The organism is Ruegeria sp. BHSA163 (genome assembly GCF_059613365.1).
Window position 1 is genome coordinate 77811 of sequence record NZ_JBXWSJ010000013.1, and the last position, 15858, is coordinate 93668.

General features: G+C 53.8%; 16 protein-coding genes. 1 reads left to right on the forward strand and 15 read right to left on the reverse strand.

Going from position 1 to position 15858, the window contains the following annotated elements; genetic code table 11:
* Positions 1–125: 125 nt before the first annotated feature.
* From AC2FNV_RS08430 to AC2FNV_RS08500, 15 genes are all read right to left on the reverse strand, one after another.
* The gene (locus tag AC2FNV_RS08430) at positions 126–821 is read right to left on the reverse strand and encodes an RraA family protein (RefSeq protein WP_496772967.1); all 696 of its coding nucleotides are present in this window, start codon (positions 819–821) and stop codon (positions 126–128) included.
* Positions 818–1513 carry an alpha/beta fold hydrolase gene (locus AC2FNV_RS08435; RefSeq protein ID WP_170603559.1) on the reverse strand — a complete coding sequence of 232 codons (696 nt, stop codon included), beginning with the start codon at positions 1511–1513 and terminating at the stop codon, positions 818–820. Before AC2FNV_RS08435 ends, AC2FNV_RS08430 begins: the two co-directional genes overlap by 4 nt.
* On the reverse strand, positions 1513–2634 hold the full coding sequence (locus AC2FNV_RS08440) for a cobalamin-independent methionine synthase II family protein (protein ID WP_170603560.1): 1122 nt from the start codon (positions 2632–2634) through the stop codon (positions 1513–1515). The genes AC2FNV_RS08435 and AC2FNV_RS08440 overlap by 1 nt, the downstream gene beginning before the upstream one ends.
* A gap of 10 nt (positions 2635–2644) precedes the next feature.
* Complete coding sequence (locus AC2FNV_RS08445; RefSeq protein WP_170603561.1) at positions 2645–3247, reverse strand: class I SAM-dependent methyltransferase; 603 nt, start codon at positions 3245–3247, stop codon at positions 2645–2647.
* The gene (locus AC2FNV_RS08450; protein WP_170603562.1) at positions 3244–4203 is read right to left on the reverse strand and encodes a cupin domain-containing protein; all 960 of its coding nucleotides are present in this window, start codon (positions 4201–4203) and stop codon (positions 3244–3246) included. Before AC2FNV_RS08450 ends, AC2FNV_RS08445 begins: the two co-directional genes overlap by 4 nt.
* 151 nt (positions 4204–4354) lie before the next feature.
* A complete protein-coding gene (locus AC2FNV_RS08455; protein WP_170603563.1) occupies positions 4355–5344 on the reverse strand; it encodes a nuclear transport factor 2 family protein in 990 nt (329 codons plus the stop codon).
* Positions 5341–6384, reverse strand: coding sequence for a LacI family DNA-binding transcriptional regulator (locus AC2FNV_RS08460; protein WP_170603564.1), 1044 nt, complete (start codon positions 6382–6384; stop codon positions 5341–5343). Before AC2FNV_RS08460 ends, AC2FNV_RS08455 begins: the two co-directional genes overlap by 4 nt.
* On the reverse strand, positions 6384–7148 hold the full coding sequence (locus tag AC2FNV_RS08465) for an SDR family NAD(P)-dependent oxidoreductase (RefSeq protein WP_170603566.1): 765 nt from the start codon (positions 7146–7148) through the stop codon (positions 6384–6386). The genes AC2FNV_RS08460 and AC2FNV_RS08465 overlap by 1 nt, the downstream gene beginning before the upstream one ends.
* Positions 7148–8200 (reverse strand): ester cyclase, encoded by a 1053-nt coding sequence (locus AC2FNV_RS08470; RefSeq protein WP_170603567.1) that lies wholly within the window; start codon positions 8198–8200, stop codon positions 7148–7150. Before AC2FNV_RS08470 ends, AC2FNV_RS08465 begins: the two co-directional genes overlap by 1 nt.
* Positions 8197–9528, reverse strand: a complete 1332-nt coding sequence (gene hisD, locus AC2FNV_RS08475; protein WP_170603570.1) for a histidinol dehydrogenase — start codon at positions 9526–9528, stop codon at positions 8197–8199. The genes AC2FNV_RS08470 and hisD overlap by 4 nt, the downstream gene beginning before the upstream one ends.
* Positions 9529–9539: 11 nt before the next feature.
* On the reverse strand, positions 9540–10070 hold the full coding sequence (locus AC2FNV_RS08480; protein WP_170477321.1) for an ester cyclase: 531 nt from the start codon (positions 10068–10070) through the stop codon (positions 9540–9542).
* A 127-nt stretch (positions 10071–10197) separates the two neighbouring features.
* Positions 10198–11352 carry a carbohydrate ABC transporter permease gene (locus AC2FNV_RS08485; protein ID WP_170603572.1) on the reverse strand — a complete coding sequence of 385 codons (1155 nt, stop codon included), beginning with the start codon at positions 11350–11352 and terminating at the stop codon, positions 10198–10200.
* A 1-nt stretch (position 11353) separates the two neighbouring features.
* Positions 11354–12376 (reverse strand): carbohydrate ABC transporter permease, encoded by a 1023-nt coding sequence (locus AC2FNV_RS08490; RefSeq protein ID WP_170477327.1) that lies wholly within the window; start codon positions 12374–12376, stop codon positions 11354–11356.
* A gap of 67 nt (positions 12377–12443) precedes the next feature.
* The gene (locus AC2FNV_RS08495; RefSeq protein ID WP_170603574.1) at positions 12444–13655 is read right to left on the reverse strand and encodes an ABC transporter substrate-binding protein; all 1212 of its coding nucleotides are present in this window, start codon (positions 13653–13655) and stop codon (positions 12444–12446) included.
* 75 nt (positions 13656–13730) lie between these two features.
* Positions 13731–14777, reverse strand: coding sequence for an ABC transporter ATP-binding protein (locus tag AC2FNV_RS08500; protein WP_170603576.1), 1047 nt, complete (start codon positions 14775–14777; stop codon positions 13731–13733).
* Positions 14778–14945: 168 nt separating this feature from the next.
* Here AC2FNV_RS08500 and AC2FNV_RS08505 point away from each other — a divergent pair.
* Positions 14946–15858: nuclear transport factor 2 family protein (locus AC2FNV_RS08505; RefSeq protein ID WP_496772973.1), on the forward strand; the 913-nt coding region annotated here is incomplete at its 3' end.

The following is a 15858-nucleotide window of genomic DNA, read 5'->3' on the forward strand; positions in this document are numbered from 1 at the left end:
GTCCATAAAGTAAATTGTTCAGTTTGTTACAAAGGGTGTCAGCAATACGGGCAAATGCCGTTGATCCCAAATCCACACTGGCGGAGACCTTCGACTAATGCGGCGCGCTCTTTTAACAACCGAACTCAGACCCTGGCTTTCTCGAAAGCCGACCACGCGGTTTCGAATGCTTCAAAATTGAACTCAGCCCGGCGGGCGGCGTCCAAGACAATGCGTTCCGTCGTCAACAGCTTTTGGATTGCGGTTTCTAATTGATCGACGATATCAGTAGGTATCACCAATGCACCATGACGATCGGCATGAATTAGTTCGCCTGGACTTACCGTTAGGCCAAAAACTGATACCTGTGTGTCTATCTCACGAACATGGACGAAACCATGGCTTGGCCCGACGGAACCGGCGACAACTGGGAACCCCTCGGGTAAATTGCCCAGATCGCGCATAACGCCGTTGGTCACTACACCTGACATACCGAATCCCTTGTGGACCGAGGTATTGATCTCACCCCAAAAGGCACCGATACAATCTGGATAATCCGCATCCTCGATAACTGCGACGCTGGGGCCGGGTGCCTCAGACATATATTTGTAGTAATCCATTCGGCGATTCTTGATGACGTCCGGAGCTTCTTTCGGGGGATTGACCGCTGCGATTTTTGCAGTGCGGGCGTATCCGACTATTGCGGGTTCTTCAGGCGCGGAACACAACATGGTACGGCGGGTGAAGCTATTGAACCCACGCTTGCCTTGCGCCACCTCAATGGCATTGCAGACAGTTGGCGTGTCGATCTTACGGAGCAAAGATAAAAGGGACGGTGTCATGTGTCCTCCAACCAGCGTACCAGCGCCGCTGTTGTCTCGTTTGGTTGTTCCAGTGTGGGCAGATGGCCCGCGCCATCAATAATTGTAAAAGTGCTGCGTGGCATAAGATCATGCATCAACTGATGCCGCTCGACAGGGCAAAGCCCGTCTTCTTGGCCACATAGGACCAAGGCTTTTCCAGAATAAGCGGAAAGGGTTTCGCTTTGGTCCGAACGATCCATCAGCGCCTGAGATTGACGCAGGAAGACGTCCGGACCAAGATCGGTAGCCATAACCATACACAGGTCAAGGATCGACCCCTGGCGGGGACCGTCAGCCAAGTACTTCGGTTTCATCTCATCGCGCATCACATTCCACAAGCGACCCTTGCGCACTGCTGCCATCTGGGGTCCACGGCGCGCAGCCACCTCAGGTGATTCAGCCAGCGGATTTGTATCAAGAAGCGCAAGTCGCAACACTCGTTCCGGAGCTTGACGCACAATCTCCATGGCTACGATACCGCCCATCGATAAACCTGCCAGAGCGAACAAGGGCGGTGCATTGTTCAGGATATCTGCTGCCAACGCCTCGACACTATTTTGCTGGCTCAGCGGAAAGGTCATTATTGGCATTCTGCTGGACAACGCTTCGATCTGAGGACCGAAAAGGCGAGCATCGCACATCATGCCGGGTAAGCAGATCAGCGGTGTCATTACGAAGCCAGCTTTGCCCCCTCGACCAGCGTCGCCAGTTTGGCGTAGGCAATTTCAGGGTCGACGGCACCAAAACCTGCAAATGTTCCAAATCCGCAATCGCTGCCTGCGATTACCCGGTCTGAGCCCACGATGTCGGTAAAACGAGTGATCCTCTGGGCTACCAGTTCTGGATGCTCCACGAAATTTGTGGTGGTGTCGACCACCCCAGGCACTAGAATCTTGTCTTCAGGTATTTCGCCCCTCCGGTCGCGGAATACAGTCCATTCGTGCGCGTGGCGCGGGTTCGAGGTTTCGAAAAGGACATATCGAGATTTCGTCGACATCAGAGTGTTGAAAACCTTATCCATTGCGATGTCACAGCAATGCGGACCTTCGTAGTTGCCCCAGCAGATGTGCACACGAACGCGGTCCTGAGGTACATTTTGAAGTGCGTGGTTCAAGGCCTCGACGTGCAAATTGGCAATCGCGACAAACTCGTCATCCGAGAGATCTGTAAAGAGCATGTGGCGCGATAATGCCAGATCGGGGCAATCCAATTGAAGGTCCAGCCCAGCTGCTACTATGGTTTCATATTCTTCTTTCATGGCGTCGGCCAAAGCGGACAAATAGGAGTCTCGTGTCGGATAAAAGTCATTTTGCAGGAACAGGGAAATCACACCTGGCGAGGCTGCATTCATGAAACCTCGATCTGCCCCATGTTGTGCCATTGCGGCCTTGAGGTTGGCGATGTCCTTCTGCAACTCACCTTGCCCCTTTGAACGCACCTCACCGGTGCACATAGGTCGAGCATACTGAGGAGTGCCTCCATCGTTTGCCAACCGCTGAAGGAAGCTTGGAAACATCTTCAGATCTGCGGGCGCGTTGCGCGGGCTATCTCCCGAGAAACCGGTGTAACGATCTTTGACATACGTAGCGTATGAAATCTTTGAAGTTTCACCGTCACTAACGATATCGATCCCGGCTTCAACCTGTTTGCGCACCGTCTCTGAAACTGCATCAGCCATGCAACCGTCAAAGGCATCAATATCGTAGGACTCCTCATTTTCCCGGGCGAAGATGAAATCCACCACCTCTTGGGTTCGGGGCAGGGACCCTACATGTGTGGTCTTTATGGTCATAAGAGTCTCCTTAAATTTTGCACGCCATAAGAACAGTACGGCTTTGGGTTTCAGGGTCCTCGGCCAGAAAACCGGTCATTCGTAATTCGTTTTCTTCCAAACAAATGGCGTAGTCCGCTGGTGACAAAGACGCATGATATACAAGCTCTTCCCCAACAGTGCCGCTTACCTCTCCAGCACGAGGACCAACCGTCAGCATCAGCATCCCACCCGGCCGCAAATGGTGCGCCATACGAGCTATGCAGTTCTTTTGTTCATCTGCCGTCAGGTGGAAAAAGCTGTCCCATGCGATGATGCCGTCGAACTGCTGTTCCAACTCAAACTCACGCATATCTGCATTTCGCCAATCGCCATCAGGCCAACGTTCCCGAGCTATGGCTAGCATCGCCTCTGAGAAGTCGACGCCTGTGACAGCAAAACCCTCTGCCATGAACCAGCGCGCGATCGGATCTCCTGCGCCACAGCCAAGGTCCAATACGTGATCACCCGGTTTCAGGCTGGCGGTGAAACGCGCCAGCCAACGCGCTTCGAACAGAGCTTTGGAACGTCGCTTGTCGAATTCTGTGGCTTGCCGTTCGTACACGGCGTGCGTGTCTTTCGGGTTTACATTCATTCTGTCCAAGTAGCTCCAGCCGGGTCGTCAGTAGCCGAAATCCGGTACAAACCTGCCTGTCCCGTCATTGACGGTTGAACGCTATAAGACTCACCGGGCAAGACCAAAGCGGTATCGCCAGTGGACAGCGTTGTCTCGTAACCACCCACCGAAATACGCCAGTGGCCACTCGCGGGCATCAGAACTACTGGTTTTTCGGCCGTGATTGGTTCGGTTATCGAGGAACCCCGACCAAGGAAATCGACTTCGAACCCCGGTTTGTCTTTGATCAGAGCATTTTCGCCGATCACCCGAGCGGGTTTGTTCGCCGACAGCGCCATCAGGTCCCAATAACGCGCAACATACTTTCCGACTACATCCTCGACCGGCACCTCTGGGTACTCTTTTAGTTGCTCTTCGGTCAAAAGAGGCATCGGTCGTACGTTGTGCGGCAATTCCTGACCCTTTTTTTTGTCATACAAAACGCCATTGTCACCAAGCATCAGCCCATGCTCCTGCGCGTCTTCGATAACCTGCGGCGCCCAGGTGACGCCGCCCCCCGCATCGTCGCCGCCCAGGATCGCCATGATCATTCCATAGTCTTGGCCGACATTTTCGAACCCTCGGAAAATGCCGGTTGGGATATTGAAGATATCGCCCTCTTCGGCAATGAACTCGCCGGCTGTGCCATAACGGCCCCAAAAAAACCGCCATCGCCCTTTGGCGACAAAGAAAACTTCGGCAGTTGTGTGGCTGTGCAAAGAGTTGCGACATTTCGGAGGTTGCCCAGCTGCCCCAATGTTGAAGCCTATCTTATCGGTGATGTGCACATGCTGGTCTGGCGACTCGGAAACGCCGCCGCCAATGATTGTGAAGTTTTCCTTTTGATCGCTGCCCGGTGTGTGGGCGTCAATAAACGCCGTTTTGCAGGGCTGGAGTTCGCCATAGCGGACGATACGTTGTGTGATGGTGCTCATTAGATTGTCTCCTTGGAAATTGGGGCGATGGGATCAACACCCGCCCTCCCGGAGGACGATTGTTCAGCCGACGTGCACGCAGTGATGCGCGATGCGTATGAAATCGCCGCGCCGCTCGACTGTTATTCAGAGATGAAACGATTACGGTCACTCAGCTTTCTCCACCCTGCAGCAGAATTTGTTTCCAGACCGAAGTTTCGTCGAACAGCGTATATTCGCGACGCAGCAGCGGGTGGCCGGCGATCAACTCGCCAAATTCGGCGTGGCTGATGCCAAGCACATAGACCTGTGCGCCAGTCGGTACGCCAAAAACCCCCCAGCCGTCATGCTTACCCCAAAGGCTCCAGCGCAAAGCAGCACGAGGGGCCATGTTCGTGTCATCGCGGCCAATTTGGTGTTCGATCTTGAACTCCGCATTCGGGAAGGAGGCCCGAAGTCCCATCCAAAACCGGTCTACTGCACCCCAACCGTGGCCAGTGACACCGCCCACATATTCGGATTGCACGGCGCGGTCATACTCTGCTTCGATCGCACCCATATCGGCGTTCATGATCCGGGTCAGAATGTCGGCGTAACGTTGTCCCCACTCGTTGTCGTTGCCTCGTCCTTCATAAGGTCCGGGCTGATCGGTTTCCGGGGTCAGTGGCCTGACGCAGTTATCCGCCCCGCCCTCACGTTCAATGAGGTCGGCCGCATATTCCTTTGGGTCCCAACCCATCTGACGCACAATTGCACCTTGATCGCGGATCAGCCATTCGTCGTTGATCTGATTGTTGATTGCGTGACAATCGGCAAGAATCCGGTATCGCAGCTTGGTACCCGTTGGCTTACCGTATACGCCTTCGGCCAGATGCGTAGCGGTTGAAATGATCCGGTGCGAGCTTAGCATGCCCTGTTCCGGTGTACCTGACCAGATTACATCCTCGCCCAAAAGCTGCCGGTCCGGAAACTCGGCCAGCGTCGCCATTGTTGCGCCGATAACGTTCTGATTACCCAGAACAACCGACCCGGGCGAACGAACGACGATATCGTCACTGTAATACTCATGCAGGGTCGAGATACCCCGGTCTTCCCAGATCTCCTTGGTGATACCAATGATATAGTCGGGAAAATCCCGAAATTTGGGATCAAAGCCTTTCATGTTTCTGTCCTTTGTGGGGCCCACCCTTTTGGCAAACGGGCCGAGGTTCGCACGACCAGTGGCCCATCAATGGCCACCTTGCGAGGCTCGGCCATTTCCGGGGTGTCGATATGTTCAAAAAGCGCGTCAACAGTTTCGGTCACCATTAGATTGGCCCGCTGTCGGATTGTAGTCAGATTGTAGGCGGGCCACCCGGCAGGCGGTACATCGTCATAACCCACGACCGAGATATCCTCGGGTACGTTTAGGCCAAGTTCAAAACGTATGACGTCCATCACAGCCAGTGCCATGTGATCGTTGGCGACGAAGACGGCATCGGGTCGTTTGTCTGGTGCAACATCAAACATTCGTCGGGCTGCGGCGCGGGCGTTTTCGGTGTGAAAATCACCGACCTCATGAGCGAAAAGGTCTCGCCCGGCCTCTGTAAGCGCGGCTCGGAAACCAGCTTCGCGGTCGCGTTGGGTCGAAGCACCTTGCCAACCCGCGATATAGGCTATCCTTTCATGCCCCCCATCAATAAGGAACTCGGCCACTTTGCGACCCCCAGCGTAGTTGTCGGAAGTAACAGTGGTGATGCCTTCGATATCCTGACTGCGGTTAAACAACACAACCGGAACCCCAGCCTGCTGGCAGCGCATCGCTATGTCCGACGACATCGGGACCGACGCCAAAATAACCCCGTCGACCTGATAATCGAGGATTTCGTCCATCACATTGTCGATATTCCCAGCCGAGCGAGAAGCCATGAAGATCAAAACGTGATAGCCTTGTTCCTGCAGTGCGTTCGACAGTTTTTCGAGCGCTTCGGGATAGAAGTAGTTGTCCAGATAGCCGACAACCAATCCGATGATACGGCTTTTGCCGGATACCATCGCGCGGGCTAAAACATTGGGGCGATACCCCAACTTAGCGGCCGCCTTCCGCACTTTATCTTCGGTTTTTTTACTGACCGAAGCACCGGGTGTGAACACCCTGCTGACGGCGGATTGGCTGACGCCGGCAAGTTGGGCAACTTGAAGTGATGTCACCTTTTCAACCATCAGTCCGCCGTCCAACCTCCGTCGATCAGCATCGAAGTGCCTGTAACCAAAGCAGAAGCGTCGGACGCAAGATAAGTGACTGCACCCATGATATCTTCGACCTCGCCCACGCGATCCAGCTTGATCTTCTCCATAATCCACGCAGCGCGTTCAGGATTTTCAAACGTGGATTGCGTCAAGGGTGTGCGAATAAATGTCGGGCAAATTGTGTTGATGCGAATTCGTTGCTTGCCCCATTCAATGGCCATAGCTTTGACCATACCTTCGAGGCCATGCTTGGTTGCGCAATAAAGCGCCCGGTCAACCCCGCCCACATGGCCCATCTGACTTGAGATGTGAATGATTGACCCTGGCTTATCTGCTGCCATCAAGGCCTTGGCGGCATAAGCCGACAGGAAATAGGCCGATCGCAGATTTACGTCCGCGACGGTGTCAAAATCCTCGGGCGTTGTCTCAATCGCCGGGCTATGGCGTGCAATTCCAGCAGAGTTCACAACCACGTCGAATACACGGCCCTCAAAAATCCGATTTAGGGCAATAAGATCACCCTGATCTACGACCGCAGCCTCGGACGACCAGCCCTGCCTTTGCAATGCCGCAACGGTTTCATCTAATCGCTCCTTGCCTCTGGCCGCGCAAACGACGTGAGCACCTGCTTCGGCAAGAGCTACCGCGCAGCCCTGACCGATGCCTGACGAAGCGCCGGTTACTAAGGCAGTCTTTCCGCTAAGGGAAAACGAAGGGGTACGTGGCAATTCGGTCATCAGTGCATTCCATCGGGAACATCGATGCGACCTATGTTGCGAGCCTTGTTGAATTCTCGCAATCGGGCAAAGACGTCGACACCAAGCTGTCGGTAGGCGTCAAGAAGGTCGACCAGAACCCAATTCTCGCGGATCTTGCCGTTTTCAAGTCGCCAGAAATCGAGACTCCGCATGGTGATCATTTTTCCTGAAGGAACAATCCCCATCCAGCCGTCACCAGTAACCGTCTGAATCATGTTAGGCCAGCCGGTCACAGCGGCATATTCGCCATCACCGAAGAAATGGTAGATTATGTCATCAACGTACTGCCCGCGGTCCGGCATGCCATTCAAGAATGGAATTTGGTGCCAGTTTCGAAAGCCAGCGTAACCACGGCCGGTCCCTATACCCGAAGGGCCGTACCAGTTCATGCGAGGGTGCCAGAACCGTTCCATCTCCATCACCTCGGGGCCACCTTGGGATGGATGTCTTTTTAGAAATTCGAGCATTTCTATTATGTGTTGACAGGACTTGGTGCCCTTAGCTTCATCGTAGGGCCCCGGAACAAAACCGTCTTGAGTGGCTGGACCGGGCACATGCCATTCGAGACCCAGGCTTGGGGACATCGGCCAGGCTTTGGCCTGTATCATTACTTCGGGGATGTCCCAAAGTGCCTGAAACTCAACGACTTTGCCATCTACAAAACGGTAGAATTCGTGGAACCGCATGGTTGCCTGATGACCGGTGGGCGGGATATCCAGCCAAGGCCCGATGAAGGTACCGGTATAGTAGCCACCACAGCCGACCCAGTCAGCTCCACCGTCGTCCGGTCCGGCCATGACAATGTAGTCACGACGTTCTAAATCAGGCCAGGCATCCAAAAGGTTCTTATAGGCGCAATCGAAAAAAGCATCACTGCCTGTGCTGTCGCCAAAAGGATGGCACAGGTGGAACACGGCGTCTGAGCTTGTCACTTCGGCCAACGCTTTACGTACACCGGCCTCGGAAAAGTCGTACATCGCCGCCCTGAGTGGTGCGATAAGGGCTTTGTGTTGTGTGTGCTTGTCACTCATTCTGCGGCGTCCCGGTAGGGGGCGGGTTCGCCGTAGGGTACGTTGATACCGCCATAGCGACGCACGCGAACGTTGCACTGTTCGGCATGGCCAACAAAACCTTCCAGCATGCACAAGCGCGAGCCATACTCACCAATAAGCGTCGCCGCTTCATCGGTCAGTACTTTCTGATAGCTGTGAGTTTTCAGATACTTTCCCACCCAAAGCCCACCGGTATAGCGCCCGGCTTTTTTTGTTGGCAATGTATGGTTTGTTCCGATCACTTTGTCGCCATTTGAAACATTTGTACGCGGACCAAGAAACAGAGCACCGTAGCAAGTCATGTTCTCAAGGAACCAGTCGTCGCGGTCGGTCATTACCTGAACATGTTCCGAGGCGATGTCATCGGCGACCTTCAGCATCTCGTCATACGTGTCGCAGACGATCACTTCGCCATACTCGTCCCATGACACTTTCGCGGTGCCAGCTGTAGGCAGGATACCCAGCAAACGGTCGACTTCGGACATGGTATCTTCGGCCAATTTGCGTGAGTTGGTCAGCAGAATGCAGGGGCTGTTATAGCCATGCTCAGCCTGACCAAGCAGATCGGTCGCGCAGAGTTCCGCATCAGCTGCTGTCTCATCCGCAATAACCATTGTCTCGGTTGGCCCCGCGAACAGGTCTATACCGACGCGACCAAACAATTGGCGTTTGGCCTCTGCGACAAAAGCGTTGCCGGGACCCACCAGCATGTGAACGGGATTAATGGTCTCGGTTCCCAAAGCCATTGCGCCGATCGCCTGAATGCCGCCCATAACGTAGATTTCATGCGCACCGCCGAGATGCATGGCTGCAATCACCGCCGGGTTTGGCTTGCCTTGGAAGGGAGGTGTACAAGCGATGATCCGAGGAACACCGGCAACTGAGGCGGTAGCCACGGACATGTGGGCAGAGGCCACCATTGGAAACTTTCCACCAGGCACATAACATCCAACAGATTGTACAGGGATGTTCTTATGACCCAATATGACGCCAGGCAGAGTTTCAACCTCGATGTCCAACATTGAATCCCGCTGCGCCTGCGCAAAATTACGTACCTGTTCTTGCGCGAATTTGATATCGGCAATTTCACGATCCGTCAGTTGTCCAATAAGACTATCGATTTCCTTCTGGCTGAGACGGAATGATACTGGCGAATAGTTGTCAAACTTCTCGCTCAACTCACGCACGGCTGCGTCGCCGCGGGCTTCGATGTCTTTCAGCGTTGCTTCAACCACAGCGCGGGTTTTGGCGTCATCTTCTGCCCGGTCCTCGTCGGATTTGCCGCGTTTCAAATATTCGATTGCCATGGTGCTAATCCTCAGTTGTCGGGCCGGGGCGGAGCTTTCTCTCCCCGGTCAAATGCTTCCCAGCCTTCGCCTTTGAATACATCCACGCCTAGCTGCGCGGCGACATGGGCGAAATCCACATTCACCCAGTTGTCGACTATCTTGCCGTCGACGACTTTCCAAAAGTCCATATATCGGATCTCGACCCGCTTGCCGGTGGGTGCGATGCCTAGGAACTCGCCGGAATGAGTGGCTTCCTGACGGCCAAAGGCTGCCGCCCACTCGCCCATGTACAGGCGTGCCTCGTCAATGCAGGTCTTGTCAGAGAATGCGGCCTGAAACGGGCGCTGCCAGTTGTCCTGAAATTCCTGCAGGCCCACCTTTGTGCCGCAGCCCTGATTGCCCATCCAGCGGAAGCCTTGGGCGAAGAATTCTCCGATGTCGTCAATGCGGTGGTCGTTTAAACCGTCGACCATGGTTTCAATAACGCGGCGCGTGTCTTCGGTTTTGCTCATGTCCGTTTCGCGGGTCAGAACCGCTTGTTCAGGACGGGAACCTTTCATGTCTTTGTCCTTTCAGGTTGCCAGTAGGAGGGATTGGGATGTTTGACCCCAAATCTCAGAAAATCCCTCGGCATCCTGTTCAGCGCCGGATGGCGCGACATAGCGTTATGTCTTGCATTCTTGCTCATCAACCTTTGACCGCCCCAGCCGTCAAGCCGCTCACGATCTGGCGCTGGAATATCAGTACAAGGAAGATCAGTGGCGCGGTGATCGATACCGCAGCGGCCACAGCAACAACCTGATCTGTTGTGGTCGTCTCACGGTTGAACATTCCCACAATTGCCGGAACCATGGTTTGGTTTTGTGCGTCCAGCAAAAGTGCGGTGACAAGAAAGTCATTATAAGCCAACAGGAAACTAAACAAACCGGTCGTAATAACGCCAGGCCACATCACAGGCATGATGACCCTGCGAAAGGCCTGAAAGTGGCTGCAACCGTCAACACGGGCGGCCTCGTCCAATTCAGCCGGAATGTTCTGGAAGAATGACCTCAGCATCCAAATCGTAAACGGTTGGTTGATGGCGACAAGCACGGCGATCACGGCGAACGGCTTGCCATATAGGGTTGGCGCATTGTCGCCCAGTATCGGGCTAAGCCATTCGGCAGAGTTGATAAAGACCGGAAGATAACCTGCGACAAGCACGGAATGGGGCAGTGCGCGGAACACCAGAGCGACGATAAGAATCCAGAAAGCTAGCGTGGACCCAGACCGGGCCAGACCATAACCCGCCAAAGTTCCAACAGTCAGTGAAACCGTTACAACTCCAGTGGTGACAATAAGTGAATTCTTAAAGTTGTTCGAGAACCCTCGGTCTATCCAGACAGTTTTGTAGTGTTCGGTTGTTAAGCCAAGAATGTCGCGTACAAGTGGGCCAAACAACGGATTGAGCAAGGCAAGAAACGTTGGCAAAATAACAAAGAAAACCAGTAGAAAACCCAATAGCAAAGTCAGCACACCAATCAGCCAACCAAACCATTCTTGCCCAGGTTTAGTGTAGGATTTCACCAAAGATGGAAGGGCCCTTGTTGCGACAATGATCGTCGCCCAAATAACCGCCACACCAAAAATAATGTCCAAAAGTGACAGACCTTTGCCGACACCCAAGGTTGCCGGGCCGAAAATAACGTTCAGCGCATTACTATCGAAGGCGTCCACTGGTGACTTGAAGCTCATTACAACGATCCAGAAGATCGGGAAGGACGCAATCAGACACCAAAGCGCCAGACAAACGTTCGAAGTCAGGCGTAAGCTGAATGGCTGGCGAAGTGCGCGCGAGGACATATTAATGACCCCCTTTATGATCACGCCAAGTGCGGCGCAGCGGTAGGATAAGTAGGATAACAACACCGATCATGGTTAGCATCGAGTTGGCCGAAGCCCGGCTGATCGACCGGTTGCCTGCCTGATCCGGGGTCAGGTAGTCGAAAGTCAGCCACTGCAATGAGATGACATAGCCTTGGCTCGAGAAACCTACGATTTCTTCGAAAACGCGGTAGCTGTCCATCAAATGGATCATAGACACGAAGATAATCAAAGGCATCAGGTGGGGGATGACTATGTATTTCAAACGCTGCCAACGGGTTGCGCCGTCGATCACCGCGCTTTCCAGACTGTCCTGATTGACGGTTTGTAGACCCGCATAGAAAACGATGGCGGCGAAAGGCGCCACGTGCCAAACGCGATAAAGCATCATCAGAATTTCGATTGTCCAAGCCTGCGCAAACAGGGCGATATCGCGGTTTAGCCACCATTCAATCAGTGCGGTCAGAATGCCATCACCACGGAACAGCCAATTGATCGACAGCACACCGATCACAGGCGTGATGATGAAGGGCAAGAGCGAAATGAATATCACCGGTCCACGTATTGATTTGGCCGCGTTGTTGATCAAAATTGCTATCCCCAGCCCACAACCAACAACCAAAGGCAGTGTGATCAAAGTGAAGGTCAGAGTGAAACGCAGCGCTTTCCAAAAGTTTATCGTCGACAAAACGTGCCAATTACCGTCGCTTATCGCGCGCCATGCCCGTTCCGGTTCCAGAACATTGCGATAGCTTTGCAGCCCGACATATTGGGTTTGCGTGATCACCTCACCATGCTCATCCAATTTCGGCTGCGAAACTTGTTCCGTCACGCAAGTTTGTTTCAGAAAACCGGGTGTACAGGTTTCCTTTTCGACCGTCTCGTAGATTGGTTGAGTGACATAGAAACTTTGTTTGAACACGCTGACCAGTGGGAAAGCGATAAAGAGAAGCATCATAAAGACAGAAGGGCCGACAAAGGCGGCAAATGTCCGGAAATTCATGGCTCTGCCTTTCTCATGGTTCTCAGGAACAGGGCGAGGGAGGACCGAAGCCCTCCCCGTGGAAGGATCAGTTGCTGATCAAGCCAGCTTCCTTCGCAGCGGTAACATAATCCGCCTCGATATCGGCCAATGTAGTTTGCGCGTCCTTTGCGCCAGTGAGATAATCGGCCAGACCGTTACCCAACGCTGTGTGCATTATGCCCATTGGACCAGATGCCGGATATGGCTTGGCACCGGCTTCAGCAGATGCTGCAGCTCCTGCTGCCAGCGGACCAGCCGCGTAAGCCGGGTTAAGCCACACCGCCGCATCATTGTTGGCGCTGACCATATCACCGTCGATACCTTCCATAGCTACGCGGAAGGCAGCGTCAGCCTCTTCATCGCTCATGTTCGATGCCAGGACGATACCGTCCCACCAAATTGTGGTCGCTGGTACTGCAGAACCCATAGGGGCCGCTGACATAGTCACCTTGCCAACGACCTGGCTTTCAGCCTCATCATTCATGGCAGCCGCGCGGCTGGCCCAAAGATTTGCAATGGCAATCTTGCCCTGCTGAAACTGCTGCTGCACGTAGGTTGAGTCGGAGACTAGATATTCCGGGTCCATGTACTCGGTCATCGATTTAAGCGTCTCAAGGGCCGCAACTCCCTGTTCGTTGTTGATAGCCGGCATATTGCCATCCCCAAAGAACGAACCACCTTCGCCCAAGTACATGTTGACGAATTCCTGGCCCAAGTTCCAACCGGTCTTGAAGGTTCCGCCGATTGGGTATTCCATCACTCCAGCATCCTTGATCTTGGCTGCTGCGGCCAGAACGTCAGCGTAGGTTTTGGGTTCCTCTATGCCCAATTCCGCCAGAACATCGTCCCGGTACATCAAGTGCTGCGCGTTCACCATCATGGCTATCGCCATGGTTTTGCCATCCACTTTGATCAGCTGGTTTGGCAGCAAGTCCTGGCCGTATTTCTCAACCAGATCATCCAGCGGCCGGATCGTTCCCGCGTTCAGCAAAGGCACCAGAGTGGCGTTCGATACGCCGCCGATCTGGTAAAGTGCTGGGTCAGCCGCAAAAGCTTCGGGTTGTTTTTCGCGGAATTCCTGGTCCAGCGAGGCGCTGAAATTACCACACTCTGCCATCGCATCTGTGACGGCTTTCCACGCTTCAAAGCCAGCCGAAAGCGATTTCAACGGCACTTCGTTTTCAAAGGCGCAATCGGCCCATGCACCACCAGCGGCGATGGACACAGCACCTGCCAATAGGATCGTCTTGATTTTCATGCGTTTCTCCCTGTCAGGATCGGTCCGTCGTCGACGTCCGGACCGGTGTTTTGCCCGTGAGGACAGTTTATGGGGCTAGTCCCCGATCCGCGCACCGCTTCCAGCTTTGAAGAGGTGACAGATTTCTGTCGGCACCGAGAAAGAGACTGTTTCGCCAATCTCGGCGCGAAATGCTTTGTCAGCCTTGACTGAAACCAGCGCGCCGCCAACACGCACCGAGATCATGGTCGCATCGCCCAGTAACTCCAGTGTATAGATTGGAGCCGTGATCTGACCTTGACTATCGGCAAGGCTTGCATCTTCGGCGCGAAATCCGAGCGTCAGCGGTCCGTCCGGAGCATTTACCGGAATTTCGACATGTTCGGTACGGAACACACTGCCGCTTACCTCGCCCTCCATCAGGTTCATCGCAGGCGACCCGATGAAGCTGGCCACAAAAGTGTTTGCAGGGCGGTCGTAAATCTCGGTCGGGCTTCCGACCTGTTGCACCACCCCCTGCTTCATGACTACTACGCGATCAGCAAGGGTCATGGCCTCGATTTGATCATGGGTCACGTAGATCGTTGTCACTGCCAGTTCGTGGCTGAGATTTTTGATTTGCGCCCGGGTAGATACCCTTAACTTGGCGTCCAGGTTGGACAACGGCTCATCCATCAGGAACACGTTAGGTTCGCGGACAATTGCGCGGGCCAGTGCCACACGCTGCCGCTGACCACCCGACAACTCCGCAGGCTTGCGGTGGAGGAAGTCGTCTAACTCGACCATAGCGCTGGCGCGGCGCACCTTTTCATCGTGGGTCGAAGGGTCGATACCGCGAACCTTCAACGGGAAGCGGATGTTTTCATAAACGTTCATGTTTGGGTAAAGAGCGTAACTCTGAAACACCATCGCTACGTCTCTGTCCTTGGGTTCCAGATCGTTAACTACATTGCCGTCAATCATGATGTCGCCTTCGGTCACATCTTCCAAGCCGGCTATCATCCGCATGGTAGTAGTCTTGCCGCAACCGGAGGGACCCAGAAGAACCAGAAACTCTCTATCCGCAATTGTCAGGTCGAAATTGTGGACCCCGATAAAAGAGCCCCAGCGTTTACCGACATTGCGCAGTTGAATTTCTGCCATAGTGCCTACTCCCGGGAAGGATTCGTTTTGCATACGTTTGCAAAACTGTAATATTGCCTCATCATTTCTGGCAAGACATTTTTGCATACGTATGCAAGAATGTTGTTTGTGGCCGACTCAATTCGATCGCCCGCCGCTCGTAAAGCGCTGATTAAAATGGTAAATACTGTGAGTTTTCAATCGGAAAAAAAACTGGTTTCGGCGTTTCACGCCGCCTTGGACTCTGCCAAAGAGCATGAAGTTCAATTTGTAATGTCACAATTCTGCGCTTCTGATTTGGTGTGGCATGGCTTTCAGCCATTCAACCAAATCAACGGGGTGGAACAGGTGGCTCTGCAATTCTGGCAGCCGCTCAAAAGCAGAATTACTAATCTCCAGAACCGCATAGATATCATGTTCGCCGGACAAAACTCGCTGAGCGATGATGCTGACATCTGGGTCGTGTCCATGGGGAATTTAATGGGGCTGTTCGACCAACCGTGGTTGGATATTCGTCCAACAGGCAAATTGGCATTCCTGCGCTATTGCGCATTCTACAAAATAGTCGAACAACGGATCGTTGAGACGGCGATGTACTTCGATATACCACACCTGATGGTGCAAGCAGGGCAAAACCCGTTTCCCCCTCAGACCGCAGCGCATTTGCTGCAACCCGGCCCGAGAACCCACGACGGCTTGTTATTTAGTGAGCAACCCGTTGAAGAGGGCAAGAAGACCATGGCCGTAATAAATGCGATGATCGCAGATCTGGGTCAGTGGGACAGTGGGTTTTCGCTTGAAGACGAGTTAGCCCGAAGCTGGCATGATGACATGATCTGGTGGGGGCCAGAAGGAATTGGCGCGACTTACACGATTGAACGCTATTCCAAGCAACATTCCGGGCCTTTTCGCGCCTCTTTCAAAGACCGGACAAAGACAAAACATGTCTGCCGCCTTGCCGAGGGTCACTATGGCGGCTTTTTCGGGTGGCCTAACTTCACGGCCGTTCCCACCGGTGGGTTCATGGGTATGCCAGCGACGGGTAAAGCCAGTGAATTCAGAGTGATCGACATCTATCGTCGCGCCGGTGACAAACTTGCCG